At 63.2% G+C, this 23,033-nt stretch carries 20 protein-coding genes; 7 read left to right on the top strand and 13 right to left on the bottom strand.

Annotation, left to right across the window (positions count from 1 at the left end):
- Position 1 precedes the first annotated feature (1 nt).
- Entirely contained in the window at positions 2 to 1,012 is a 1,011-nt protein-coding gene (endA, locus tag HL657_RS04280) for a tRNA-intron lyase (RefSeq protein WP_317295576.1), read from the bottom strand.
- A 95-nt stretch (positions 1,013 to 1,107) separates the two neighbouring features.
- Here endA and HL657_RS04275 point away from each other — a divergent pair, with 95 nt between their 5' ends.
- A complete protein-coding gene (locus HL657_RS04275) occupies positions 1,108 to 2,325 on the top strand; it encodes a hypothetical protein (protein WP_317295575.1) in 1,218 nt (405 codons plus the stop codon).
- A 23-nt stretch (positions 2,326 to 2,348) separates the two neighbouring features.
- On the opposite strand, the gene HL657_RS04270 is transcribed toward HL657_RS04275, so the two are convergent.
- The 12 genes from HL657_RS04270 to fhcD form a co-directional block, all read right to left on the bottom strand.
- The gene (locus tag HL657_RS04270; protein ID WP_317295574.1) at positions 2,349 to 4,964 is read right to left on the bottom strand and encodes a PKD domain-containing protein; all 2,616 of its coding nucleotides are present in this window, start codon (positions 4,962 to 4,964) and stop codon (positions 2,349 to 2,351) included.
- Positions 4,965 to 5,277: 313 nt separating this feature from the next.
- Positions 5,278 to 6,126, bottom strand: coding sequence for a deoxyribonuclease IV (locus HL657_RS04265; protein ID WP_317295573.1), 849 nt, complete (start codon positions 6,124 to 6,126; stop codon positions 5,278 to 5,280).
- A 25-nt stretch (positions 6,127 to 6,151) separates the two neighbouring features.
- Positions 6,152 to 7,120 (bottom strand): isocitrate/isopropylmalate dehydrogenase family protein, encoded by a 969-nt coding sequence (locus HL657_RS04260; RefSeq protein ID WP_317295572.1) that lies wholly within the window; start codon positions 7,118 to 7,120, stop codon positions 6,152 to 6,154.
- Entirely contained in the window at positions 7,098 to 7,919 is an 822-nt protein-coding gene (locus HL657_RS04255) for a DUF7714 family protein (RefSeq protein WP_317295571.1), read from the bottom strand. Before HL657_RS04255 ends, HL657_RS04260 begins: the two co-directional genes overlap by 23 nt.
- Positions 7,919 to 8,386, bottom strand: coding sequence for a LeuD/DmdB family oxidoreductase small subunit (locus HL657_RS04250; protein WP_317295620.1), 468 nt, complete (start codon positions 8,384 to 8,386; stop codon positions 7,919 to 7,921). Before HL657_RS04250 ends, HL657_RS04255 begins: the two co-directional genes overlap by 1 nt.
- Positions 8,386 to 9,597, bottom strand: a complete 1,212-nt coding sequence (locus HL657_RS04245) for a 3-isopropylmalate dehydratase large subunit (RefSeq protein WP_317295570.1) — start codon at positions 9,595 to 9,597, stop codon at positions 8,386 to 8,388. Before HL657_RS04245 ends, HL657_RS04250 begins: the two co-directional genes overlap by 1 nt.
- Positions 9,594 to 10,724: a homocitrate synthase family protein gene (locus HL657_RS04240; RefSeq protein WP_317295569.1), complete on the bottom strand. Its 1,131-nt coding sequence runs from the start codon at positions 10,722 to 10,724 to the stop codon at positions 9,594 to 9,596. The genes HL657_RS04245 and HL657_RS04240 overlap by 4 nt, the downstream gene beginning before the upstream one ends.
- Complete coding sequence (locus HL657_RS04235) at positions 10,696 to 11,955, bottom strand: thiamine pyrophosphate-dependent enzyme (protein ID WP_317295568.1); 1,260 nt, start codon at positions 11,953 to 11,955, stop codon at positions 10,696 to 10,698. The genes HL657_RS04240 and HL657_RS04235 overlap by 29 nt, the downstream gene beginning before the upstream one ends.
- The gene (locus HL657_RS04230) at positions 11,952 to 12,923 is read right to left on the bottom strand and encodes a radical SAM protein (RefSeq protein ID WP_317295567.1); all 972 of its coding nucleotides are present in this window, start codon (positions 12,921 to 12,923) and stop codon (positions 11,952 to 11,954) included. Before HL657_RS04230 ends, HL657_RS04235 begins: the two co-directional genes overlap by 4 nt.
- The gene (gene mmp11 / locus HL657_RS04225) at positions 12,905 to 13,798 is read right to left on the bottom strand and encodes a methanogenesis marker protein 11 (RefSeq protein WP_317295566.1); all 894 of its coding nucleotides are present in this window, start codon (positions 13,796 to 13,798) and stop codon (positions 12,905 to 12,907) included. Before mmp11 ends, HL657_RS04230 begins: the two co-directional genes overlap by 19 nt.
- Complete coding sequence (locus HL657_RS04220) at positions 13,782 to 14,738, bottom strand: tRNA(Ile)(2)-agmatinylcytidine synthase (protein ID WP_317295565.1); 957 nt, start codon at positions 14,736 to 14,738, stop codon at positions 13,782 to 13,784. Before HL657_RS04220 ends, mmp11 begins: the two co-directional genes overlap by 17 nt.
- Before the next feature lie 1,188 nt (positions 14,739 to 15,926).
- Positions 15,927 to 16,835, bottom strand: coding sequence for a formylmethanofuran--tetrahydromethanopterin N-formyltransferase (gene fhcD, locus HL657_RS04215; protein WP_317295564.1), 909 nt, complete (start codon positions 16,833 to 16,835; stop codon positions 15,927 to 15,929).
- Between the two features lie 781 nt (positions 16,836 to 17,616).
- Between fhcD and HL657_RS04210 the strand changes: the two genes are divergently transcribed.
- From HL657_RS04210 to HL657_RS04185, 6 genes are read left to right on the top strand one after another with little or no spacing between them, the layout of a single operon-like run.
- Complete coding sequence (locus HL657_RS04210; protein WP_214019326.1) at positions 17,617 to 17,889, top strand: indolepyruvate ferredoxin oxidoreductase subunit alpha; 273 nt, start codon at positions 17,617 to 17,619, stop codon at positions 17,887 to 17,889.
- 15 nt (positions 17,890 to 17,904) lie between these two features.
- Positions 17,905 to 19,074, top strand: coding sequence for a 4Fe-4S binding protein (locus HL657_RS04205; protein ID WP_317295563.1), 1,170 nt, complete (start codon positions 17,905 to 17,907; stop codon positions 19,072 to 19,074).
- A gap of 10 nt (positions 19,075 to 19,084) precedes the next feature.
- Positions 19,085 to 19,666, top strand: a complete 582-nt coding sequence (gene hdrC / locus HL657_RS04200; RefSeq protein ID WP_317295562.1) for a CoB--CoM heterodisulfide reductase subunit C — start codon at positions 19,085 to 19,087, stop codon at positions 19,664 to 19,666.
- Between the two features lie 4 nt (positions 19,667 to 19,670).
- Positions 19,671 to 20,573, top strand: coding sequence for a CoB--CoM heterodisulfide reductase subunit B (hdrB, locus tag HL657_RS04195; RefSeq protein ID WP_317295561.1), 903 nt, complete (start codon positions 19,671 to 19,673; stop codon positions 20,571 to 20,573).
- 11 nt (positions 20,574 to 20,584) lie between these two features.
- Positions 20,585 to 22,606, top strand: coding sequence for a CoB--CoM heterodisulfide reductase iron-sulfur subunit A family protein (locus HL657_RS04190; protein WP_317295560.1), 2,022 nt, complete (start codon positions 20,585 to 20,587; stop codon positions 22,604 to 22,606).
- Positions 22,607 to 23,032, top strand: a complete 426-nt coding sequence (locus HL657_RS04185) for a hydrogenase iron-sulfur subunit (RefSeq protein ID WP_317295559.1) — start codon at positions 22,607 to 22,609, stop codon at positions 23,030 to 23,032.
- The last annotated feature ends 1 nt before the right edge of the window (position 23,033 follow it).

Below are 23,033 nucleotides of genomic sequence, written 5' to 3'. Positions count from 1 at the left end.
CTCACAGTTTTATTCGGGCGAATTCGACGTATCTGATATCGGTGTTATATATGCAGGCAAACAACATCTTCTTTTTGACGCTGTGAGCAAGCCTGACCGAGCGGGAGACGGCGCTCATCGGCGTGGAGGTTCCGGACGCAACGGCGTGGACAAGCATCTCCGAGTGGCTCTTCTTCCCGGAGTAGACGCGAAAATGGTGGCCGAACTTGTACCCTGTTCTCGGGATGTAGCCTTTCTCCCGGAGGTCTGAGAAGACCCGTTCTTTTTCACGGATCTCAACGTCCTTTCCTGCCGCCGCATCGAGGAACTGCTCTGCACTCATCGGCTCCCCGTCCCGCGTGATTGAGAGGCAGCGTTTGCGCATGAGATAGATCGACTCGACCGGGCGGAGCAGCAGCCTCTGGGAGTCCAGTCTCTTGCCGTACCAGTCCTCCTCGAGCGAGGTTCCCGGTGGCAGGTGAGCCAGCGCGTAGGTCCCGAAGAGCGAAGCCTCCATCGGTGCTTCGCACCCAGCTGGCTCCTCGACGGCAGGGAGATCCTGCACCCGCACCTCGTAGTAGGTCAGCTCGTCCTCGTCGTCCACGACCGCGAGGAGGTACTGCTTGCGCATGTTGACCGCAGCGACCACGTCCTGGCTTAACCGGTCGAAGTCGACGATGTCGCGCTCGGAAAGAACCCGGATCAGGTACCGGGACTTCCCCGCGCCGGGCTTGTGGCCGCGGCGAAAGACGCGAAAGTCCTGCGGGCCGGGCTGGATAACGTATCCCCGCTCGCGGATGTCGCGGTAGACGAGATACCTGCGGACAAAGTTCGGCTGGCCGGCAAAGAGGCCGAGCAGGGTGTCAAAGTCGAAATCCCTCACGTCGATCTTGCTCCTTTCCATAAGGTAGAGCGCCTCTTCGGGGGAGAGCCGGAGGCCGGCCCCCTCCAGCCTCCCGTAGCCACCCTGCTCGTAGAGTGTGCGTCCTTCGCCCTTAAGACGCACCCAGGTTCCGTCGAATGTCGCCAACACGTGCTAGAGCTATAGGGAGTTCACGTTCATTAATGGATTGCTGGAGATGAACCACCACGCTTTTTGCATGCCGCATCGCACCAGTGATCGATTCCATGACGAAAGGATACCGAGCTATCTGGCGCCCGGAGATGATCCTCGCAGCAATGCTCATCGTGGTGGTGCTGCCGGCAGGGGTCGTCTCTGCGAGCGAGACCTCTCCGGAGGTCGCCTGGAACGTGACGTTCACGCCGGAGAATATCAGCAAGTTCGATGCCGTTGCGCCGACCGCGGACGGCGGTTTCATTGCTCTCGGCTCCACCCTCACGCAGATGGTCGGGGGCAGGGAAGACCTGCTGCTCGTAAAGACCGATGGTCAGGGGAACGAAGAATGGACCGTGAGAATACCCGACATGGCACCGGCCTCGGTTGCAGAGACGGGGGACGGGGGGTACATCGTCGGCGCCTACACCATGTCCAGAACGGTGGTTGATCAGAGCCTCACATCCCAGGGCACCTCGTTCCTGATCAAGACAGATGCCACCGGAGATGAGGAGTGGCGACAGGTCCTCCCGGGGGAGAAGGTCTCAACCGTCCGCCCGACCGCCGACGGAGGCTACGCCGTCATCGGGTGGCTCTGGGACCCCCCCGAATCAGCGAACGATACGACGGCAGTCATCACAAAGACCGACGGTGACGCAACGCCCATCTGGAACCGGACGTTCCCCGGCATCTCCGCAAACGCAGGGTTCGTGACTGCTGACGGAGGCTACATTATCGGGGGCACGACATCGCCCTTCAACAACGACATCGGTGACGCCTTCCTCATCCGCCTCGACGCCGACGGCAACACGCTCTGGCACGAGAATTACCAGGCCCCGGTCGTCTATGACATCGAAGAGACCGATGACGGGCGGTTCGTCTACTCGGGCAACTACTGGTACGGCCTCGTCGACAGAGAAGGAGAGGAGGTCTGGCTCAGGAATATGGAGGGGCTCTCCGGGTACGCCGTCGCCCTGCAGCCCGCCGGCGGATACATGATCGCAGGCACGGATCACAGGAGTGGGGAAGGCTTCGCCCTCGGGATCGATGCAGATGGGACGATCCAGTGGAACATGACCTTCCCCGCTACGGGTATCTATGCAGCCAGCAGCGCCCCCGGTGGCTACACCCTTGCGGGCATCCGGCACCTCTCGCCCGATACCAGCGTTGCATGGCTGGCCGGCCTCGCAGAGACGACGGAACCGGCCCCAACGGCGGCACCGGGATTCGGCACAGTGGTCGCCGGGGCGGCGCTCCTCCTCCTGCTCGCGGGAAGGAAGCGGAGAGGGTAAACCCCTCACTCATTTACATTTTTTCAGGGCCCCTCCTTCCGGAAGTAGAGAAGGGCCCCCGCCCCCACGAGGATGAGGGCAAGCAGGCCGGGGATGAGGTGCGCATAGGGAAGATCCGGCACGGTTCCAGACTGCGGGCCGGTTTCGGCCGCGACCACCTGCGCCGCGCTGGCATCGGGCACTTCGATGAAGAGCGCGTATGGGTTGAAGTGAGAGGCAACGGCTGTAACACTCCGGATCTCAGGGTGGACGGTGGTCGGAACCTCCTCCCAGGCTCCCATAGACCGGTCGTACCGCTGCACCACGAGCCCGCTGCCGTTGTAGACGGCATCCCACTGCTCCTCCGTAAAGTTGAACGAGAGAGTCACCGGCGGAGAGAAGGCGGCTCCTTCCGGCCCCGCAAGCCAGGCATACCCGGTAAACGCGTATGCGCCAACGCCGGGCACCGCGGGCACGTCGGCTGCATCGAGCGACACAAGGGTCACCGCGCGAAGTGGGTTTCCGGCGGCATCGACCGCCCTGACGCCTTCCGCAATCGTGAGGGTCGCAATATCGTCGGCGGAACCGAGCAGGACGACCCGCTCCACGAGGCCAGCCTCTCCGATCTGCAGTCGGCCGGGGCCAGCGTCATCAGGGATGGTGTTCGGCACCGGAGTTGGCGTCGGGCTGGGTTTCGGCGTGTTCCAGCCCGGATCGACCCATGCAGAGCTACCGCCACCTCCTCCGCCGCCACCGCCCGACGACTTCTGCGTCGGTTTGGACGTTGGCGTAGGTGTCGGCGTCACGTTGACCGTTGGAGTCGGAGTCGGAGTCGGGGTCGGGGTCACGTTGACTGTTGGAGTCGGAGTAGGAGTCGGCGTTGGAGTAGGAGTCGGCGTTGGAGTAGGAGTCGGCGTTGGAGTAGGAGTAGGGGAATGAACGGTTATGTACCCGGGCTCTGCCGCCGTGCTGCTTCCGGCGGCATTCTCTGTGGTCAGGGTGACGTTATAGGCGCCCGCGTTCACGTAGGTGTGCTCCGGGTTCTGCTCCGAAGAAGTCCCGCCGTCGCCGAAGACCCAGGCCCACGTTTCAGGCTCACCGGCGGAGGTATCCGTGAACCTGACGGTGAGCGGCGCGGTTCCGTTCCTGGTGTCGGCCGAAAACGAGGCCTCGAGTCGCTCATAGACGGTGATGTAGCCGTACTCCGTGTGCGTCGCGCTGGCTCCCGCGTTGTCACAGGTCAGGGAGACGTTGTAAACACCGGGACGATCGTAACGGTGACGCGTGTCCCGGTGTGTCGATGTCTCGCCATCACCGAAGTCCCAGAGCCAGGCTGTCGCGTAGTTCGGGGAATCGCCGTAAAACAAGACTGTGAGGGGCGCAGGCCCCGACAATGGCACCGCCCGGAAGCTGATAACCGGCGGTTCCGGGGGACTTACATGAATGAGATCGGTCTTCGTGACGGTGTCGGACCCGAACTCGTTATGCACCGTGAGCGAGACGGTGTAGTTCCCCGGGACCTCGTAGAAGTGCCACATATACTGCGAGGTCGAGATGTTCCCGTCGCCGAAGTCCCATTCCCAGGCGTCCGGGTCGCCGGCCGACTGGTCGATGAACCGGACGATGAGCACCGCCCCTCCTTCGGTTGGGTCCGCCGAGAACTCCGCCACCGGAGCCCCTCCGCTGAAGTAGGTGAAGGCGTAGATGTCCGAACCCCCGCCACGGCCGTTCTGCCAGACGACCCGATCACCGCTGACGGCAGGATAGAGCTGTTCGATCCCGGAAGGAATGACCGGCATCTGCTTATCCTTCCCGAGAGAGAGGTCGCAGATGTAAACGTTCCAGGTCCCCTCCCGCTTGTCCTCCCAGGCGATGAGGTCTCCGTCGATCGAGGGGGAGACCTGAGCGGCAGGGTCGTCGGTGATCCTCTGCTCTCCGGCGGCAGGATTGTCGAGATCGAAGAGGTAGATGTCGGGAGCTCCATTCCGGTAGTCCTCCCAGACGATCCGGCTCCCCGATATCGACGGGTAGGTCTGCCGCCAGTTATCCTGCGTAATCGGCTGCTTATCCCCGTTCCAGATATCGTACAGCCAGATATCTCCATTCCCGGCGCTCTCCTCCCAGACGACATACCTCTCCGAGAGCGCGGGCTTCCATTCGGTCACCGGCGAGCAGGAGAGGAAGGTCTCGCTGCCGGTCTCGATAGTATAAAGGCAGATATCCGTGCTCCCGCCCCGGGCATCGTACCAGACAACATGCTCCCCGTGAACGATGGGCATCCACTGGTCGGCCGGGTCGTCGGTGAGCGCCGTCGTCACGCCGGTCGATATCTCGAAGAAGCAGATATCCGGGCTCATGTTCCGGTTCTCCTCCCAGACGACGTAATCCCCCGAGACGGACGGGTACCTCTGCCCCGTCCCCTCGCCCGCAACCCTCTGGCCTCCGCTGCCGGGGCTGCTCGAATAGTAGATCGACTTTCCGTTCCTGCCGTCCTCCCAGACGACCGTGCTCCCGTCGATATCGGGGTGCTCCTGCGATCCTCCATCGATACAGATCGAAATTATATCCCCCGGGGCCCTCTCCCCGGCCAGGGCCGGTGATGCCAGCAATCCGATAACAATGACGGTACAGGCAACAATCAGCGCTTTAGATTCAGCCATTCTTGTATCACCACGATGAGAACGCCCCCTTCGTCCCATACGATGGTGTCTGTACGCGCGCCGGGGAAACGGAACTCCCCCGCCGGCGTACAAACGGAGATCCTGTGGAATTCCGGAGAATTACCGGGACTCCTCAGGATAAAGGGTTCGCGCGTTGCAGGATAGAATTGCCAATATAAATATCTTACTATAAATGCAGGCGGACTGAGAGGGGATGCCAGATTATTATAAAAATTGTGAAATATAGTCCGCCCCGGGCGCCAGCGCAGCATACCCGGCAGCACGATCTCGCCGGAGCAACGTCCCGGGGCGATCACGCACCCGCAAGTTCACGGACCTTCGCGATATTTCCGGTATCGTCCCGCCGCTCGTCCACCGGCGTCTCACAGATCAGGGGGAGGCTCCGGACAACCGGGTGGCGGAGGATATGCCGGAACCCCTCCTCACCGATAGAACCGAGCCCGATGTGCTCGTGCCGGTCAAGCCCGCTCCCGAGATCGCCTTTGCAGTCGTTGAGATGAACGACCCGGAGGCGGGATAGATCGATCTGGTCATCGAGCTCCCCTAAGACCGCATCGACCCCTTCCGGGGTCCTGAGGTCATAGCCGGCAGCGAACGCGTGGCAGGTATCGAAACAGATTCCGACTCGTTCTTTCGCATTGATCCCGTCCATGATCCGCGAGAGGTCATCGACGGTCGTCCCCACGCTGTTCTTCTCCCCGGCGGTGTTCTCGAGGAGGAGCATCACGCCGCTCTCCCCGGCGTCTTCAAACGCCCGGTTGATGGCGGCAACGACCCGCTCCTGCCCCGCTTCCATCCCGGCGCCGCGGTGGTGCCCGAGGTGGGTCACCAGGTAAGGTATCCCGAGGAGAGAGCACCGCCGGAGTTCCCCGGCAAGCGCCGCGACCGATTTTTCGTAGATCTCGGCATCGGGCGAGGCCGGGTTCGGGAGGTAGGGCATGTGGTCGACGACCGGGGCGATGCCCGACGAACTCACCGCCGCCCTGAAGGCCTCGGCCAGGTCCGGGTCGAGATCTTTTACCTTCCAGCCGCGGGGGTTTCGGGAGAAGATCTGAAACGTATCGCAGCCCGCGTCAAGGGCCCGCCCGACCGCACGATCGATCGAACCGGCGATGGAGACGTGGCATCCTACCAGCACCATAGCGTAACTCTCGACCCCAAATCGCTTAGGCCTTCCCCCGCCCGACCTCGCGAAGCACCGCCGTCCCGAACTCCCGGGTCCCGGCGGCGCCGCCGAGGTCGCGAGTGCGGATGCCTGCGCGGAGCACCCGGTCGACGGCCTCCTCCACAACCGCCGCGGATGCGGGGTCGCCGAGGTGTTCGAGCAGCATCGCAGCGCTCCTGATGGCCGCGATCGGGTTCGCAATGTTTTTGCCTGCGATGTCGGGAGCGCTCCCGTGCACGGGCTCGAAGAGGGCGTGCCGGTCTCCGATATTGGCGCTCGGGAGTAGCCCAAGCCCCCCCACCAGGTAGGCAGCGGCGTCGGAGAGGATGTCACCGAACATGTTGGTCGTCACAACCACGTCGTAGCGGTCGGGGTGCATAAGGAGGTCGAGGCAGAGCGCGTCAATGTAGCAGAGCGTGCAGGGAACTCCCGCCCGGGTGGCCTCTGTCGTGCAGGCCTCGACGAAGAGGCAGTCCGACTTTAACACGTTCGCCTTGTTGCCGACAGTGAGGTGATGGCGGGACTTCGCGAGGGTGCAGGCGTATCGGGCTATCCGCGCACTCCCCCGCCGGGAGACGACCCGAACGGTGCAGGCACGGTCGGCCTGGGTCCACTCGATGCCGGAGTAGAGTCCTTCGGTGTTCTCCCGGACGATGACGACGTCGACCCCCTCGCCCCGGATTGGGCGGACATTCGCGTAGAGATCGAGCGCGTGGCGGATCTGGAGGAGAACGCTCCGGTAGCCGGGATCCGGCGGCGTCGTGACGGCTCCGAAGAGGACGGCGTCCGCCGACCGGAGATCGGCGATCGTCCCCTCCCCACAGGCGCTCCCGGTCCGCTCCCACCGGCCGTATCCTACCTCGACGTCGAAGAACTCGATATCCGGGCGCACGGCCGCGAGGATATCGCGGGCGACCGGAACGACTTCGTGCCCGATGCCGTCGCCTTCAACGACCGCGACCTTCACCATTCTGTCTCCTCCACGCGGTTGCGACCTGTCTTGCCGCCTCCGCGATCTCCCACGACGACGCTCCCCAGTGGACTATACCGCCGAACAGGCCGTTCCTGAGACCGATGCCGGCACGCTCGCTCCGGCAGCACCGGGCGATGAAAGGCTCGGCCGCCACAACCTCGAGGGGGCAGATGTTCTCCACGCTAACCCCTTCCCCGTAACACTCCCGCACCAGTTCCCGCGCCGTCAGGCAGCCGGCGATGCGGTCACCTGGTCGGAGCGGGTCCGCATCAAGGGTGCGGGGGAAACCGGCCGCACGGCAGGGATAAACATCGGCCTTGATCTCCCGGATATCCCGGACGTGGTGCTCGAAGACGACCTCGAGGTCGCCGAAGAGCCCGGTCCTCTCAAGGTCACCAAGCGTGGCCGAGAGGTGGGGGCGGGGCGGGGTGATATCATAGACGTGGATGCGGAGGAACCCGGAGAGGTCCGGATCGAGCACGAACGTGGTCTGCTCGCCGTGACCGGTGAATATGGTGCAACGGTACCCGGACCGCATCGCCTCCTGTACCAAGAATGTTCGATCCTGAACGTTCACGCGATCCGGGTAGCGGTAGACATCGTCGCCGGCGGCGAGCACCCGGGTCGAGAGGACGCTCCGCATCAGGCCGGTTCCGTTCGGATCGGTCTTCACCTCGATGACCTCTGTGCCGTCGGCGGTCTTCCGAACCAGGTAGCGCGAGAGGAAGTAGGCTTTATTGCCACACGGGGCGCCGTTCACGGACCCGACAAACTTGCAATGGGGAGGGAAGATCATCAGCACGACCTCCAGTAGGGGGCCAGTCCTCCGGCCCGGAGGATGGCAACCATCTTTGGGGAGAGCGGGCGGGCAGGATAGCGCTCCCCGTCCACCTCCACCCACCCGGCATCGAGGTCGAAGGCGATGCGGGCGCCGTCGGTGCAGGCGACAGAGGCCTCGATCACCGGCAGGCCGACGTTGACGGCGTTCCGGAAGAAGATTCGGGCGAACGACTCCGCGACGACCCCGACAACCCCCGCCTCGCGGAGGGCGACCACCGCCTGCTCGCGGGACGACCCGCAGCCCATGTTCCTCCCGGCGACGATGACCGAACCCCTGAGACGGCCGGCGAGCGCCGGGTCCAGATCCTCGAAGGCGTGCTCCGCCCAGACCGAGCGGTCTTTCGTCCGGAGGTAACGGCCCGCGATGATAAGGTCGGTGTCGATGTCGCGCCCGAGACAGACCGCCGGCCCAACTCCTTGCATCATGCCACCTCCGGCACGGTGATCTCCCCGGCTATGGCGCTCGCTGCGGCGGTGGCGACCGACGAAAGGTAAATTTCGCCGCCCACGCCCATCCGGTTCTTGAAGTTCCGGTTGGCGGTGGAGAGGCAGACCTCTCCCTCCCCGAGCACGCCGGCATGTGCCCCGAGGCACGGCCCGCACCCGGGCGGCGCCACCATGCACCCCGCATCCACGATATCGGCGAGGACGCCGGTGGCAATCGCCCGGGAAAGCACTGCACGCGAGGCGGGGACGACCACGGTGCGGACGGCCACTTTTTTGCCCCGGACATTGCGGGCGAACAGGGCAAGGTCTTCATAGCGGCCGTTCGTGCAGGTCCCGACGAAGACCTGGTCGAGGTGCGTGCCTGCAACCTCCTCCGCCTCCCTGACGGTGTCCACCCGGTGCGGGACCGCGACGAGAGGCACGATGCCGCCGAGATCGATATCAACGGTCCGCTCATAGCAGCAGTCCTCCGGCACCTGGGGCGAGGGCGCAACCCCGTAGTCCACGAGGTAGCGGACGGTGACCGGATCGGCGTAGAACATACCCGTCTTCGCCCCTGTCTCGACCGCCATGTTGCAGAGGGTCAGCCGCCCGTCCATGGATATTCCTGCCGCCCCGTCGCCCGCGAACTCCAGCGCCCGGTAAGTCGCTCCCTCCATCCCGAGTTTCGCAACGTAGGCGAGGGCGACATCCTTCGGTTCCGCGGCGCCGGAGAGCCTGCCGGAGAGGTTGACTGCGATCGTCTCCGGGACACGGAACCACGTGGCTCCCGACGCCCAGACCGCCGCCATATCGGTCGCGCCCACACCGGTGGCAAACGCGCCGAAGGCGCCGAGGGTGCAGGTATGGGAGTCAGCGCCCACGACAATCGTGCCGGGCAGGACGACCCCTTCGCTCATCACCTGGTGGCAGATCCCCCCGCCGGCATCCGAGAGCGCGATCCCCGACACCCGGGCATACTCGCGGAGCTCGGCCTGGAGCGTCGCCGTCGTGCCGGTATTCGCCGGCACGATGTGGTCGAAGATAAGACGCAGCCGCTCAGGGTGCGGGAGCCGCTCCACCCCCATCTCCCGAAGCGCCTCCCGTGCGAGGACGCCGGTCCCGTCATGGGCAAAGGCGATATCGACCTCCCGGTCCACGTACTCCCCCGCCGGCGCGCCGAGGATCTGCTCCGAGAGCGTGCTCACTGGACGATCCCCTCCTTTGCCGCTCGCAGAAGGGTGCAGAGCACCTCACGGGTGACGCTGCACTTCCCCTCACTCTTTTGCTTGACCTGTTCGAGCACCCACCGCGCCTCCCCGTCAGAGAGGTCGAACCCATAGGCCTTCGCGACATGCTCAAGCGCCCGCCTCCCCGTATGCTTCCCGAGGATGAACCGCCGCTCGCTGCCTACCATCTCCGGGGCGATGTACTCGTAGGTCAAGGGATCACAGAGGATAGCAGCGATGTGGATCCCGCTCTCGTGGGCGAAGGCGTTCTCGCCGACGACCGGCCGGGTACGCTCCGGGGCCACGCCTGAGCACCGGGCGACCAGGCGTGAGATATCCTGCAGGCGGGAGAGGTCGTAGCGGTCGACGCCGCCCTTCATCCGCAGGGCGACGAGCACCTGTTCAAGCGCCGCGTTGCCGGCACGCTCGCCGATGCCGTTGACGGTGGTGTGGAGCTGGAACGCCCCGGCGGCCGCGGCCGTGATGGTATTGGCCGCCGCGAACCCGAGATCGTTATGGCAGTGGATGCAGAGCGGGAGGGGGGCCGCTTCAAGGAGACGGGAGACGACCGCGTGGATCTCAAGCGGGGTGAGGCAGCCGACGGTATCTGCGAAACTGACGAGGTTCGCGCCGCGCTCGACCCCCCGGGCATACATCTCCGAGAGAAACGCCGGGTCGGTCCGCGAGGCGTCCTCGGCAGCGAACCGCACCTGGACACCGTGGTCGGCGGCGAACTCCACCATATCGAGAGCACCGTCGAGCACCTCTTCGCGGGGCTTGCGGTACTTGTGGCGGATGTGGAGGTCTGAGGTCGCAAAGAATATGCTGACCATGTCCACGTCGCAGTCGAGCGCCGCCTCGATATCGGGCTTGAGCGCCCGTGCCAGGCAGCAGACCCGTGCGTCGAGATCACTCCGGGCGATGGCCGCAACGCACTCCTTCTCCGCCGCGGAGACCACCGGGAAACCGGCCTCGATCACCTCCACGCCGATCTCGTCGAGCGATCGGGCGATCGCCATCTTCTCATCAAGGGTAAACGAGACGCCGGGAGTCTGCTCCCCGTCTCGCAGCGTTACATCACAGATCTCGATATGCCACGGTTTCATGGTTCTCACCTTCTGGGCAGGTGCCTTCGATAACCACCGTCCGGGGCCCGCCCTCAGGAGGAACAAGGGCCCGGCGAAGCGCCGCGGTGTCGTCTGCAGCGCAGATGACCGGATCCGCCCAGGCGGTGTAGCGAAGGATGTCAGGGACGGGGTGACCGCCGGTCATCCCCATCCGGTTGTTCGCAAAGACGATACAGAGGAGCGGGAGTTTGCGTTCGTAAACGTCGATGAGGGCGTTCAGGCCCGAGTGCAGGAGCGCGTAGTCGCCGGTGAGCGCGACGCCGGGACCGGTCGCAGCCACGGCAACCGACGAGCCGAGGCCGTAGGTGGCGACGCCGATGCTATAAGGAGGGTTCATCGCGAGGATCGCGCACCCGGCGTCGCAGGCCGCCCGGAGTTTGCGTTCGCGGAGGATGGCAAGGGCGGAGTGGAACGGGCAGTTCCGGCAGAACGTCCGCGAGTACCCGCGGGAGGAGAACCGTTCCGGCTCCCCGGCGGGCTCAGGCGGGGTAAGCAGCCGGTGCTCCCGGAGGAACGGGCGGCTGATCTCGGGGATCGAGGCGAGCGCGTCCGGGGCCACCGCAGGGGGCGGGTAGGCGGTGACGATGCGCGGCGTCCCTCCGGTAACGCGGTTCAGCGGCGAGGTGCGCGACCAGACAAACATCGCCGCGGTCCGGCGGTCGGCTGTCAGCGCCCGACCGGCCATCGTGAGTCCCGGATCCGCGAGGCTTCCCTCCCGACGCCGCCGGGGAACGGGGACGTCCGGCACATCCGCATCCAGGAGGTCAGGCGTGACCCTGATAATGGCAACACGGGAGAAGGTCTCCGAAGCCTCGAACGCCGCCTCGACTGCCGGGCCGAGCGTCTCGGTATCAGGTTCCAGCACCGGGACCCGGGCCACCTCGCCGTAGTAGCGGGAGTCCTGCACGACGTCCGATCCGGCCGCGCGCACATCGTCACCGGCAACGATAACGACGCCCGCCCGAAGGCCCTGAGCGGTGGCGTGCACCAGCGGGTCCGCACAGGCGTTGAGGCCGACGTGCTTGACCACCACGGCAGCCCTCCTCCCGGAGAGCGAGTCGCCGAGGGCGTACTCGAGGGCAACCTTCTCGTTTACGGTGATTCCGGCCCCGACCCGGGCGGCAACCTCCGATACCGGGTAGCCGGGGACGGTATAGCAGCGGTCTGCTGACCGGAGGAGGGCCTGTGCGAGCGCCCCGGTGCCCTTCATGTGTCCCTCCCCGGCACCAGATCGCACCCGGTACATGCCGCACACATCGTTAGCGCCCGGCAGGGGTCGAGCCCCGCCCGCCGGAGAATCTTCTTGTGAACCTCACAGAGCCTGAGAAGTCGGTCGGCGGACGGCCGGGGCATGTCCGCAAGAGACGCCGCCGGGGTGAGGGGGCGGAGGACCGGGACGACCCCGATCGCAGCGAGGTCTCCCATGATCCGCTCCAGGTCTTTGTTGGTCTCCCCGAGGCCGACGATGACGTTCGAGAAGACCCTGCCCCGCCCGAAGAGCGCGACGGAGGACGAGAGCGCCTCCCAGACTCCCTCCCAGGAGAGGCCGGGACACATCTCCGAGAAGAGTTCGGGAGTCGCTGCCTCGATGTTGAATTTTACCTCGGCGACGCCGAGAGCGTGAAGCCTTGCCGGAGTTTCGGGGCAGGGGTAGATCGAGACCCCGATGGGTAGCTCGAAGGAGCGGAGGGCTGCAACGACCTCGAGGACGTAGGCCTCCTCCTCCTCGATCGAGGAGGCGACACCGCTCGTGATCGCGATGGCGTCGATCCGGTCGGCGACGCTCTCGATCATCCGGACGATCTCGGCGATCTCCTTCCGCCGACCGGGGAGAGACGGCACCGGGCAGTAGCGGCAACGAAAGATGCATGTCCCGCTGACCGTGATGTAGGCCTGGCGGGGGCAGTGGAGGGCAGCGGGCTCAAGGCGGCCGGAGACCACGTCGTCGTCGATGAAGAGGTCTGCCTCGCCGCCCCCCCGGTGGACGACCTCGATAGAACATTTCTCATCGATGCCGGCCCGGACACGCCGACCGGTGACGGGAGAGAAAAAGAGTGAGCCGGATGTCCCGGCTGAAGGGCCGGCGGCGGAACGGGATACGTATTCATCTGCAGGCTCGCCGGAGAGGCGAACCGAACCAGCCTCAAGCAGCCGGGCTTTCAGCCGGACCCATTCCATAACGCCAGTGCCTCCTCATACCGCGTGGCAAACGGGATCGCCGCAACCGCTCCGATCGCGCCCCGGCCATCCATGATGATGGAGAGCCGCGGATCGTCGAGGGCGGCAAGGTCGCCGGGCGAGACCTCGCCCCGCTTTACGCGTCCGCCGAACTCTTCGAGCGGCGAAGGATCGAACCCCCACCAGACCGCCATTCCGGTCTCGTCCGAGAGCGTGTACTCTTCCAGGTAATCGTGGTAGTGCCGGATCAGTCCAACGGGATCGGAGGTGGCGAACTCGCAGGCAATGGCGACGCAGTTCTTGGTCCGGTAGGGGACAGGATAGAGCTGAACGATGGTGTGAGAGAGGTAGCGTGAACGGGCGTCTTCGACGGCCCGTGCGATGTTGTGGGCCAGCGTCCAGGTGGCGCCCTCCTCCGGGGTATCGGTGTCGTCGATGCCGACGATCACCCTCTCAAGCCGGGGGAGCCAGATCGTCGAGCCCGCGAGACGCCCGCCGCCGGCAGGGTCGCTCTTGCACCGGACGACACCCGCAGCTTCGGCGCGGCAGATGGATGCCCCCACGCCCCCGCCGCCGAGCCCACGGTAGGTGACGGCGATCTCGTCCCCTTCGACGGCTACACCGGCGATCCCCGCCGGAAAGACCGAGCCCTCGAGCGCGAGGTCGGCGCTGCCGGTCGAGAGGAGGTAGCGGTTGGTCGACCCCACGGTGCGGACGGAGCGGACGAGCGGGCTCTGCGCATAGTGGCGCTTGACCCACATCGCGCCGCCAGTGCAGTCGAAGAACTCGATGAGCTCAACCTGCCCGGCGCTCTCGTCGGCCACCGCCACGATCTGTGGATACCGTATCGTGTACGGGTCAGAGAGTTTCTCCATAGAGACCTGCCGCTTCAACGCCCTTGTTCCCCCAGAGAACGGCGCCCAGTGCTCCTATCCGCCCTTTCCGGCCGGTCGAGTCGATGAACCGGATACCCATCCGTGCCGCCTCCGCCTCCGCGTCGTCGACCGTCAGGAGTTCGGTCTTGACCCTTTTCGCGTAGGGTGATTCCTCAGAAAACGCAATCCCGCGGTAGACGGCGATGCCGGTATCGTTGCTGACCGCTTCGGACTCGACAAAGTCGCGGACGTATTCGAGGAGTTCGTCCACCTTTCCCGGGCGGACGGCGAAGTTCAGGGCGGACCCGACGCAGTTGGTGGTCTTCTTCGGGACCGCCGGGTTGAGCTGCACGAGGCGCATGTCCAGGTACTCGACCCCCGGGATTGTGCAGGCTTCGGCGCATTTGAGCGCGAGCACCCACGTGGCACCCTCCTCACGGGTGTCGGTGTCGTCGATCCCGATCGTTACCTTCTCATAGAGCGGCGATACAATCCGCACCCGGCAGGTCCGGGCGCCGCCGATCTTGAGATCGTCTTCGGAGGGGTACTCGGCCCGGAGCACCCCCGGCGCCTGCGGCAGGCATGCGGCGACGCCGACGCCCGCCCCTGCAATCCCGGACCAGGTCGTCACCACTTCATCCCCGACAACCTCGACCCCCTCGAGTGCCTGGCCGCCGATCTCCTGGCCGGCAGCCCCGAAGTTCGCGGGGGATACACCCAGACGGGCAACCATCGTCATCGTCGTGCCCTCGACGTGGCAGGACTGAATTGCACCTCTCGCCCGCACCCGATTCGCCGCATCCCACTCGATGGTCCCCCGGGCCCGGCAATGCTCGCGGATCTCTGCGAGACCGGCGTTCTGGTCGACCATGGTGAGGAATTTCATCGAGAACAACGGCCCGAACCGGGCCCTGACTTCATCAGGCGTGAGCGTAATCATGATGTCACCGAAATAATCGTTAACAAAATTATCGTTGATAACGATATTTAAGAGGATCGATCGTGAGGGAACGGGTGAGCCAGAGCGGGCTTTGGCAGGGGATGAGGGGGGAAGGGGGGGTTTTACACGCGGTTGAGGGGAGCCGGGGCGGGGGGTGATTGAGTGTGAGGGCGGTTCTTTCATAGTGGGGATCGACTGGGTGGTGGAAGTGCCGGGAGGGGGACCCGGGGAGCAAGCAGATTTGCATTTCAGACGATTAGTCTATCGTGTCCTCACCAGTTGCAAGCCCCACCCACGGCTTTCCAGTGGACTGCGCACCTCCGCACCTCCGGTGCTCGTGCTCCGTTCCTGCCAGAACATCGCTTATCGCCATGACTGCCCCCCTGGGGGCGGGCCGAAGGCCGGGCGAGGTGCGACGGACGGGACGTCCGGAGTTCGAGAAGACCACGGGTCTTCGAGTGGGGGCTACAGATGTCCTTTTTCCGAGAAACAGGGGAGGGGGGATGCTCCCCCCTCCCCACCTGACGGTGGTCGAACTCCGTTCCTGCGGAACGTCGTCCTCCCCGTCAGCCCCACCCCCAGTGGCGATATCCCCACGGTCCACAGTATGGGGAGATCCCGAAAAAGAACAGAATCCCAACTCGCTCCCGGGACACGGCTTCCCACCGGCTATCGCCATGACTGCCCCCGCCCCTCGGGGCGGGGGAGGAGCGCGAAGCGCGGGCGGGGTGGGGGCTACAAAGGGAGGATCTTACGCAATAGAGACAGGGGAAGGTGGAGGCCCCCTTTCGAAGAACTTCGCTTGCCCTCCGCACCCTTCGGGTGCTCGAACTCCGGTTCTTCGCACCTTCGGTGCTCACGCTCCTGCCGGGACGGCAGTCGCGCTCCGAACCGTCGCACTCCCCGTCAGCCCCTCAAAGAACTTCGTTCTTCTCATGCTCCTGCCCCCGCACCTAACGGTGCTCCAGCTCCGTTCCTCCGGAACATCGCACCTTTGGCCAGTCGCACTCCCCAATTGCGATATCCGATGGAAAGCCGTGGAAGGGCAAGTGATAGACAGAATATTCCAGGTTCTCGACAGTTGAAGGAGTTCGAAGCGTGATAGAGGGAAGTCTTCAGCAGCCCACACCGTCAACAGCACGAGCAAACACTCAGCAACCCGAGCGACCGCACCACAAAAAAAGAGATTTAGAGATACTCAGCCAGGACGTCCTTCAGTTCGAACTTGAACGGCCCAAGGCTGCCGCCGAAGTTCCCGGCGCTGATGAACTTCACGCCCGGCACCTTGGTTGCCGCACGGATGCCCTCGGCCATCGCGGTCCTGATCGAGTCCTCGTCGACGCCGTCGATGACGAGCTCGTAGATTGCCTTGACACCCTCGGGGACCTTGCTGTTCTCGACCTTGTCGCGGAGCGTCGGGCAGTAGGCCTCGTTCGTGCTTGCGCCCATGAACTTGTACTTCTTGCTCCCGACCTTCGAGCCGCTCGCGACAATGCCGCCGGGGAAGGGCGTAATGACACCACAGACACCGCTGATGGCGTCGACCGCCGCCTGGGCAGCCGTGAGAGCGGCCATCTGATTCTCCCCCATGATGAAGAAGTTGCCGCCTGCAACACCCTTGACGGCGCCGAACTCTTCCTCACCGATATACTCGCCCTCCATGATCGGGATGGCCCAGACCGTTCTGCCGCCGACCTCGCGCTTCTCCTCGTATCCGTCGCCGAAGAAGTGCAGCTTGACCGGGAGCTTCTCCGGGACCTCGGCAACGACGTCGGCGAGACCGTCGAAGACTGCCGTCGTCGGGGCGGTGAGAATGCACTCGGCGAGGCGCTCCACAACCTGTTCTTTGAGTTTCTTCTTGCTGGCACAGATCATGATCGCGTAGCCGGGGCGGCCGTCGGGGGTCTCATCGGGAGAGACGAAGCAGTCGATACCCGCCTCTGCCGGACATCCGATGGTAGAGGTGGCAAAGCCGACGGCCTCCACTGCTGCCTTGTATGCCCACTCCTCGGTGACGGCGGTGATTATGGGCCGTGCCACCCAGGTCGGGAACGCTTCTGCATAGGTATCATCAATAGTAACGCCATTCAGTTCCATGGACAGGATACACCTCGTTTGCTACAATGTTACGATGTGGACAGAATAAGGTTTCTTTTTTTCCCGGCGGCGCGACGGGCCGGCGCCAGAACGTCATAGCAGTCAGAACCGCGCGGCCTCCCTCCGGGCCCTATCCACCCACCGATACTCACCATCACAACGGGTAAACGTAAAAAGAACCGGCGAGGGAAACCAGGGACGCCTCGGGTCATTCCTGTTGCGCCTTCCTGGCGCGAAATGGCAATATATCCCGACCCTGTGGCAAGGGGTCGGGTTAATGTGTGTTCCGGGGCAGGTTCACCCGGCCGGCAGGACAGTCATGAATGCGGCACGGGGATCGCGGGCACACAATCGGGAGGGATCTCCCGGGTGAGCCAGGGCGTTCGTCACAGAGGAAGAAGAATCAAGGGATACAGAAACGGTTACCCCTCAAACCGCGCAACAGGTGAGGTGGCCCTGCCTGCGGAGTGGGAGGGATTACACCCCTCTTGCAAGGCAATCGGGCCCGCTCTCAACGCTGCCGGCCCATATTGGCCACCGATTTTCATCAAAATCCCTGATCAATAATTTAAGGTTTTCCATTTGTCGATACCCCCGGAAGTGCGTTTGGCGGCGAGATTTTGAACATCGAGTTAACATAACAACTGTTTTAATTTATAAAATTTGACGAATAATCATAGTTCTGAAATATAAGACTGCCGGATTTCAGAAAGTTTATGTATATTCTTTGACAATTCTTTTTATATCGATTTTTAATCGATCAGATCTGGTGCGTGATACCATGGCATTTGCATTGCACATCAATATGGAACGATGTACAGGCTGCAATAACTGCGTGGTGGCATGTCCGGTCGACGCTCTCGAGCTCTACACCGAAGATCCGGTGACAAAGGAGAAGATCTACAAGGTCAAAGACGGCAAAGCCGTCATCCTTGATTTCAACTCCGAGCTCTGCGCCGGTTGCGGCGTATGCGTCCAGGCATGCCCCTATGGGGTTATCAAGCTTGCAGGACCGTGGGAGAGCCGGGCGAAGGCCCGAAAAGTGGAAGCCTAGGAGTGATACTAGAATATGGCATTGTTTCCAAAGTATTCCAAAAAGCGGGAAGGACAGAACGTCGTCATGGAGCAGAGGCTCCTGAAAGCCGTTAACAACCTGATCCTTAACGCAGAGACGTGCACTGGCTGCGGCATCTGTGTCGACGCCTGCCCCGAAGAGGCAATTGTGCTCGGACCTGTCGGTGCGACACGCCGCGGGGCAATCGACTACGCAGAACCTGTCGACGTCGACCCTGAGAAGTGTTCGTACTGTGGCGTCTGTGTCATTATGTGCCCCTTCAATGCGATGACGCTCAAGGTTGACGGGGAGGAGAGGCTCCCGATCCTCGAGAAGGAGGGATTCCCCACCTACGACATGGTTACTGTAATCGACGAAGAAAAGTGCGACAGATGCACCATCTGCGAGGAAGTCTGCCCGAGAGACGCCATCAACCGTGATGTCCCCGCATTCGAAGGCAGCGACGAGGCCGGCAAACCACGCCAGGCTGCACTGCAGACCAAGACAACGTTCAACGTCGATACCGAGAAGTGTGACGTCTGCGGCATCTGCGGCGATCTCTGCCCGAGCATCACCGTCATCCGCAACGCCCCGAACCCTGAGACCGGCAAGATCGAAGGGGAGGTCAAGTGGGAAGAGGCCACCTGCGATGGGTGCATGATCTGCGTCGAGGCCTGCCCCCAGGAGTGCATCACCCTCGAACGCGAGATCATCAGCGACAAGCTGCCCGGCAAGGTCGATATCGAGCAGGACAACTGCTGCACCTGTACCTGGTGCGTCCAGACCTGCCCCCAGGAGGCAATCACCGTTGAGAAGATCTTCGAGGGAGATATCGAGATCAACCCCGAGAAGTGTCCCGGCGGCTGTTCGACCTGTGTCGAGGTCTGCCCCTGCAACGCGCTCTACCTGCCCACCCCCGTCCCTGCAAAGGAGATGAAGGGTGAGGTCGAGGCTAACATCGCCATCAACAAAGACTTCTGTATCCTCTGCGGTGCTTGCGTCAACGCCTGCCCGAGCGAGGATGCGATCATCCTGCGGCGGACGGGTATCCGGATGCAGGACAAGGAGACGGATCTCTTCAAGCAGATCAAGGAGAAGCTGCTCGCCCCGAGGACGTCGAAGGTCAAAGAGACCGCCCCCGGAGAGGTCGAGGTCAAAGTTCTGGGAGAAGCAGAAGAGGCATGAGGGATAGCCAATGGCAGTGAAGAAAGACTATAAGGACCAGAATCTCGCTGAGAAACTCCGGGACAGGAAGTACTACGCTCCTGACAGCAACCCCGAGTTCCTCAAAGAAGTTGAGAAGATCGGGCAGACGCCTGCACACATGTGCTACCAGTGCGGCACCTGCACCGGTTCGTGCCCCTCGGCACCCCGGAGTTCGTACCGTATCCGGCAGTTCATGCGCAAGGCAGTCCTCGGTCTCGAGGAAGAGTGCCTCACAGACCCAGACCTCTGGCTCTGCACGACCTGCTACAGCTGCACCGACCGGTGCCCCCGCGACCTCGCGCCGACCGACGCGATCATGGCGATGCGGAACCTGGCGTTCAAGCGCGACATCATTCCGCGCAACTTCCTCCAGACCGTCCAGCTGATCTACAAGTCGGGCCACGGTGTCCCGAACAACGACGCGAACCGCGCGGCCAGAAAGAAACTCGGCCTCGAGGAAGAGCCTGAGACGACGCACAAGTACCCCGAGTACCTGCCTGGTATCAGAAAGATCCTCGACCACTACAGGCTGAAAGAGAACGCGGACAGAATTCTCGCGGAGGGAGAGTGAAACCATGAGCGGAAACAATCACCAGTATGCATTCTTCCTCGGGTGCATCGCCCCGAACCGGTACCCCGGCATCGAGGCGGCGGCCATCAAGACCAGTGAGAGAGTCGGCATCGACCTCCTGCCCCTGAAGGGCGCAAGCTGCTGCCCGGCACCGGGTGCGTTCGGTTCGATCGACTTAAACGTCTGGTACGCGATGGCGGCCCGGAATGTCGTCCTCGCCGAACAGATGGGCATGGACATCACCCTCATCTGCAACGGGTGCTACAAGTCGATTTACGAGGTCAACGAGAAACTGAAGCACAACGACGAGCTCCGCGACGGAGTCAACGAGGTGCTCAAAGAGATCGACATGGAGTTCAAAGGGACCGTCGACGTCTGGCACCTCGCCGAGCTCTACTACGACCCCAAGATCGTGGGCATCGACAAGATTGCCGAGAGCGTTACGCGCCCCCTGACCGGCGCCAAGATCGCCGTCCACTACGGCTGCCACCTGATGAAGCCCGGCAAGGAGCGGCACTTTGGTGACACCGAGAACCCGATGTGGATCGAAGAACTCGTCGCCGCACTCGGCGCCGAGCCGGTCCAGTACCGCAACAAGATGCAGTGCTGCGGTGCCGGCGGCGGTGTCCGTGGGTACGACCTGACACACGCACTCGATATCACGAACGAGAAGATGATCAACCTGCAGGAAGTGGGCGCGGATGCGCTGACCGAGGTCTGTCCGTTCTGCCAGCTCCAGTACGACAGAGGACAGGTCGAGATCCAGGATAAATTCGGCATCACCTGGGGCCTCCCGGTCCTGCACTACAACGAACTCCTGGGACTGGCTCAGGGCATGAGCCCGGACGAGCTTGCACTCGACCTTCATGCCATCGATGTTGAGCCGTTCCTGAAGAAGATCCTGTGAGGTGCAAATACATGGCAGAAGTCAAAAAGAACGAAGAGCCAAGAATTGGCGTTTTTGTGTGCCACTGTGGTACCAATATTGCGGGCTCCATCGACGTTAAGGAGGTAATGGAGTACGCCAGGACGCTCCCGAACGTCATCGTCGCCGATGACTACCAGTACATGTGCTCGACCCCCGGCCAGAACAAGATCGCGGAGGCAATCGACGAGCAGAAACTAACCGGAGTCGTCGTGGCGGCCTGTTCTCCCCGTCTGCACGAGCCCACGTTCCGCAACGCGACCAAAGCGGGCGGCTTGAACCCCTTCCGGTTCGAGATGGCAAACATCCGCGAGCAGAACTCGTGGGTGCACATGCACCAGCCCGGAGAGGCCACTGCAAAGGCAAAGGACGCAGTCCGGATCGCCGTAGCAAAGGCTTCCCTGCTTGAGGACCTCGTCCCGAAGAGCGTACCCGTCGAGAAGGCGGCGATGGTCGTCGGCGGCGGTGTCGGCGGCATGCAGGCGGCGCTCGACCTTGCGAACGCAGGCATCAAGACCTACCTCGTGGAGAAGAGCCCCACGATCGGCGGCAGAATGTCCCAGCTCGACAAGACCTTCCCGACGCTTGACTGCTCGCAGTGTATCCTTACACCGAAGATGGTGGACGTTTACCGCAACGAAGGCATCGAGCTCCTCACCTACACTGAGGTCGAGGCGGTCGAGGGCTACATCGGCAACTTCGACGTGACCCTCCGGAAGAAGGCGCGCGGCGTCCTCACTCCAGAAGAGGCGGAAGCCCGTGGCATCGTCGGCGGCGGCTGTACCGGCTGCGGCGACTGTGCCGAAGTCTGTCCGGTCATCAAGCCGAACCCGTTCGAGCTCGGCATGGCGCCGAGAAAGGCGATCTACATCTACCACCCACAGGTCTCCCCGCTGATCTACACCGTCGACTTCGACGCCTGCGTCAAGTGCGGCCTCTGTGTCGAGTCATGCGGTGATAAGAAGGCGATCGACCTCGAGGCAAAGGACGAGTTCATGACCGTCAAGGTTGGTACCGTCGTCCTCGCTCTGGGATACGATATCTTCCCCATCGAGAAGAAGTTCGAGTGGGGCTACAAGAACTACGACAACGTCATCACGTCGCTCGAGTTCGAGCGCCTGATCTGTGCGTCCGGCCCGACCGGCGGCCACCTCGTCCGCCCGAGCGACGGCGAGACCCCGAAGAAGGTCGCGTTCGTCCTCTGTGCGGGCTCCCGTGACAACACCGGCGTCGGCAAGCCCTACTGCTCGCGGTTCTGCTGCATGTACTCGCTCAAGCACGCCCACCAGATCATCGAGAAGATCCCCGGCGTGGTGCCCTACATCTTCTACATGGACATCAGGTCCTTTGGGAAGATGTACGAGGAGTTCTACTACCGCATCCAGGACGAGGGTGCGAAGTTCATCCGCGGCAGGGTCGCAAACATCCTCGAAGACCCGGTGACCAAGAACCTCCACGTCAACGCGGAGGATACGCTCCTCGGCCGGCCCCTCGACGTCGAAGTCGACATGGTCGTGCTCGCGGCAGCCATCGAGCCCTCCGCCGAGACCGAGAAGACGCGGAGACTCTTCGGTGTCTCCTGCTCGCAGGACGGATGGCTCCTTGAGGCCCACCCGAAGCTGAACCCGTGCGGCACCACCACTGCTGGCGTCTACCTCGCCGGTGTCTGCCAGGGACCGAAGGACATTCCCGACACGGTCGCCCAGGCGGAGGGTGCAGCATCCGCGGCATCCATCCCGATCCACAGGGGAGAGGTGGAGCTCGAGCCCTACTTCGCCCAGTGTATCGAGGAGAAGTGTGCCGGGTGCGGAATGTGTGTCAACCTGTGCCCCTACAGCGCCCTCTCGCTCGTCGAGAAGGACGGCCGCACGGTCATGCAGGTCACCGAAGCCAAGTGCAAGGGCTGCGGCACCTGCGGCGGGTTCTGCCCCGGCGGTGCAATCTGGATGCAGCACTTCGCAACCCCGCAGATCGTCGCACAGATCGATGCGTTCCTCCTGGGAGGTGAACAGTAAATGGCAGACGAAAACTGGAAACCCAAGATCATCGCCATCATCTGCAACTGGTGTTCCTACGCAGGTGCAGACCTTGCCGGCGGCGCCCGTATTCAATATCCGCCCGATATCCGTGCCATCCGTGTGATGTGCACAGGCCGGGTCGATCCCCTCTTCATCCTGAAGGCATTCCAGGACGGGGCGGACGGCGTGCTGGTCTCAGGCTGTCACTTCGGCGACTGCCACTACCTTGAGGGCAACTTTAAGGCAGCCAAGAGGATGTTCCTCTTGAAGAGTGTCCTCAAGAACATCGGCCTTGACGACAAGCGTCTCAGGATGACCTTCGTCTCCGCATCCGAGGGTGCAAAGTGGGGCACGGTCATGGAGGACGTCGTCAAGACCATCAACGAGCTCGGTCCAAGCCCGCTCAAAGAGTTTGCCAGATAAA

This window comes from Methanoculleus nereidis (assembly GCF_032944295.1).
Taxonomy (GTDB): domain Archaea; phylum Halobacteriota; class Methanomicrobia; order Methanomicrobiales; family Methanoculleaceae; genus Methanoculleus; species Methanoculleus nereidis.
The sequence above is the reverse complement of the archived record's forward strand: the minus strand, read 5'-3'. Positions and strand labels throughout refer to the sequence as shown.

Excerpts from the sequence above, each read along its gene's own strand:
- HL657_RS04235 (WP_317295568.1), bottom strand. The coding sequence starts at position 11,955 with ATGAAGGGCACCGGGGCGCTCGCACAGGCCCTCCTCCGGTCAGCAGAC.
- HL657_RS04255 (WP_317295571.1), bottom strand. The coding sequence starts at position 7,919 with ATGATCTTCCCTCCCCATTGCAAGTTTGTCGGGTCCGTGAACGGCGCC.
- HL657_RS04220 (WP_317295565.1), bottom strand. The coding sequence starts at position 14,738 with ATGATTACGCTCACGCCTGATGAAGTCAGGGCCCGGTTCGGGCCGTTG.
- HL657_RS04265 (WP_317295573.1), bottom strand. The coding sequence starts at position 6,126 with ATGGTGCTGGTAGGATGCCACGTCTCCATCGCCGGTTCGATCGATCGT.
- HL657_RS04260 (WP_317295572.1), bottom strand. The coding sequence starts at position 7,120 with ATGGTGAAGGTCGCGGTCGTTGAAGGCGACGGCATCGGGCACGAAGTC.
- HL657_RS04240 (WP_317295569.1), bottom strand. The coding sequence starts at position 10,724 with ATGAAACCGTGGCATATCGAGATCTGTGATGTAACGCTGCGAGACGGG.
- HL657_RS04250 (WP_317295620.1), bottom strand. The coding sequence starts at position 8,386 with ATGCAAGGAGTTGGGCCGGCGGTCTGTCTCGGGCGCGACATCGACACC.
- HL657_RS04230 (WP_317295567.1), bottom strand. The coding sequence starts at position 12,923 with ATGGAATGGGTCCGGCTGAAAGCCCGGCTGCTTGAGGCTGGTTCGGTT.
- HL657_RS04205 (WP_317295563.1), top strand. The coding sequence starts at position 17,905 with ATGGCATTGTTTCCAAAGTATTCCAAAAAGCGGGAAGGACAGAACGTC.
- hdrC (WP_317295562.1), top strand. The coding sequence starts at position 19,085 with ATGGCAGTGAAGAAAGACTATAAGGACCAGAATCTCGCTGAGAAACTC.
- HL657_RS04185 (WP_317295559.1), top strand. The coding sequence starts at position 22,607 with ATGGCAGACGAAAACTGGAAACCCAAGATCATCGCCATCATCTGCAAC.
- HL657_RS04275 (WP_317295575.1), top strand. The coding sequence starts at position 1,108 with ATGACGAAAGGATACCGAGCTATCTGGCGCCCGGAGATGATCCTCGCA.
- HL657_RS04190 (WP_317295560.1), top strand. The coding sequence starts at position 20,585 with ATGGCAGAAGTCAAAAAGAACGAAGAGCCAAGAATTGGCGTTTTTGTG.
- hdrB (WP_317295561.1), top strand. The coding sequence starts at position 19,671 with ATGAGCGGAAACAATCACCAGTATGCATTCTTCCTCGGGTGCATCGCC.
- HL657_RS04270 (WP_317295574.1), bottom strand. The coding sequence starts at position 4,964 with ATGGCTGAATCTAAAGCGCTGATTGTTGCCTGTACCGTCATTGTTATC.
- HL657_RS04210 (WP_214019326.1), top strand. The coding sequence starts at position 17,617 with ATGGCATTTGCATTGCACATCAATATGGAACGATGTACAGGCTGCAAT.
- fhcD (WP_317295564.1), bottom strand. The coding sequence starts at position 16,835 with ATGGAACTGAATGGCGTTACTATTGATGATACCTATGCAGAAGCGTTC.
- mmp11 (WP_317295566.1), bottom strand. The coding sequence starts at position 13,798 with ATGGAGAAACTCTCTGACCCGTACACGATACGGTATCCACAGATCGTG.